Source organism: Sphingomonas sp. (assembly GCF_031361285.1).
Taxonomy (GTDB): Bacteria; Pseudomonadota; Alphaproteobacteria; order Sphingomonadales; family Sphingomonadaceae; genus Sphingomicrobium.
The window spans coordinates 1-1,695 of sequence record NZ_JANMCO010000007.1 but is presented as its reverse complement, the minus strand read 5'-3'; the positions used below and the strand labels follow the sequence as shown (position 1 = coordinate 1,695).

Below are 1,695 nucleotides of genomic sequence, written 5' to 3'. Positions count from 1 at the left end.
GGCGTGTAGGTCTGGCCAGGTGAGAGATTGGCGTAGGCGCGCACCGTCTCCGGCTCGAGACGTTCGCTGCCGCGCACGGCAATCGACCGGATCTGCCCGGACAGCGGGCCCGGAGTTGGCGCCGCGATGGTCGCCGGCGTGGTTGCCGGGGCGGTTGCCGGGGCGGTGGTTGCCGGGGCGGCTGGCGGGGGTGGCGGCGCGGCCTGCGCGAAGAGCGGTCCGGACCAGGCGCCGAGGATGGTGCCGACGAGGAGCGTTGCACCCGTGCGCTTGCCGATAATCTTGATTCCTGAAATCACGCGTTCCCCGCTTTTAGTGAATTATCGCGTTCGGCTAGCGAACCCGCAAAATTCTCGCCTCGCCCTGCCTCAAGCAACCTAGCCAATCAAGCGCCCTAGCCGGTCCCAAAGACCGAAGGAGCCGAGATCGTTGAAGGTCACAGTGAGCAAGAAGACAAAGACGAGCGCCAGCCCGCCGCGGAACGCCCAGTCCTGCGCCTGCAGGCTGACCGGCCGCCGTCGAACCGCCTCGATAGCGTAGAAGAACAGGTGACCACCATCAAGCACCGGGACTGGCAACAAGTTGATGAATCCCAGATTAATTGAGATCACCGCGAGCAGCTGGATGAACTCATATGGGCCGAGAGTTGCCTGCTGTCCGGCGATCTGAGCGATTTTGAGCGGACCGCCGAGCTCCTTAATCGATCGACGGCCCGAAATAATTTGCCACAGCCCATCAATCGCCGACCGGGTCAGAGAGACAGTCAAGGCTACCGAGCGCGGAATTAGCTGGCCCGGAGGGACCCGGGCGAACTTGTACGGCCCGGAGTTAATGCCGAGCAGTCCAATGCGGAACCGCTGGCCAAACCGGTCCTTCTGTTCGTCGACGGCAATCCTCGCTGGCAGTGTGAGTTGCTTGCCGTCGCGTTCGACCTGCAGCTTGACCTGCTCACCCGGCCGGAACACGACGACCCTGTAAATTTCTTCGAATGTCGATGTGCTCCGACCGGCGATCGACGTAATGCGATCGCCTGGCTGAATGCCCGCAGCCTCGGCCGCACCTCCGCGTAGAGTGGAGGCAACAACATTGGGAGTGAGTGGCATTCCGAATGTCGCGAAAAATGCGGCGAAGATCAGAATCGCGAGCAGAAAGTTGGCCGCGGGCCCCGCGAGCACAATCAAGAACCGTTGCCAAACTGGCTTCAGATGCATGCTGCGAGAACGGAGTTCCTCCGGAATGTTTTCGAGATTTGCTGGTGCGCTGGCTGGATTCATGTCGCCAACGAAGCGGACAAACCCACCGAGCGGCAGCCAGCCGACCTTCCACCGCGTGCCGCTGCGGTCGGTCCAACCGACAATCTCGCGTCCGAAGCCGATCGAAAATTCCTCGGCGCCGACCCCGAACAGCTTGGCGACGAGATAGTGGCCCAGCTCATGGATGAAGATGAGCGGCCCGATGACGCAGATGAACGCGAGGAGGATGATCCAGAGAGACGGTTGTTGGAGCATTAGTGGCAACGGGCCTTGATCAGTTGGGTAACGGCTTTTCGCGTCTCGAGATCGACCTGGATCACCTCCTCGATCGAGCTCGGGGCCCCCGCGATGGCCCGCTCAAGCGCTTGCTCGACCAGGCTGGCGATCTCCGTAAAGCCAATTTGCCCGGCAAGGAAGCTCGCCACCGCAATCTCATTGGCGG

The 1,695-nt window shown here is 61.9% G+C and carries 2 protein-coding genes and 1 pseudogene; all 3 read right to left on the bottom strand.

Translation table 11 applies throughout. The features are described 5' to 3' along the window. On the bottom strand, positions 1-299 hold a 299-nt coding region (locus RMO25_RS00235), incomplete at its 3' end, for a hypothetical protein (protein WP_309660593.1). A gap of 78 nt (positions 300-377) precedes the next feature. Beyond that, positions 378-1,508 (bottom strand): M50 family metallopeptidase, encoded by a 1,131-nt coding sequence (locus tag RMO25_RS00230; protein WP_309660592.1) that lies wholly within the window; start codon positions 1,506-1,508, stop codon positions 378-380. Next, a pseudogene (locus RMO25_RS00225) lies at positions 1,508-1,695 on the bottom strand (1-deoxy-D-xylulose-5-phosphate reductoisomerase); the annotation flags it as partial. The pseudogene RMO25_RS00225 and the gene RMO25_RS00230, both read right to left, overlap by 1 nt.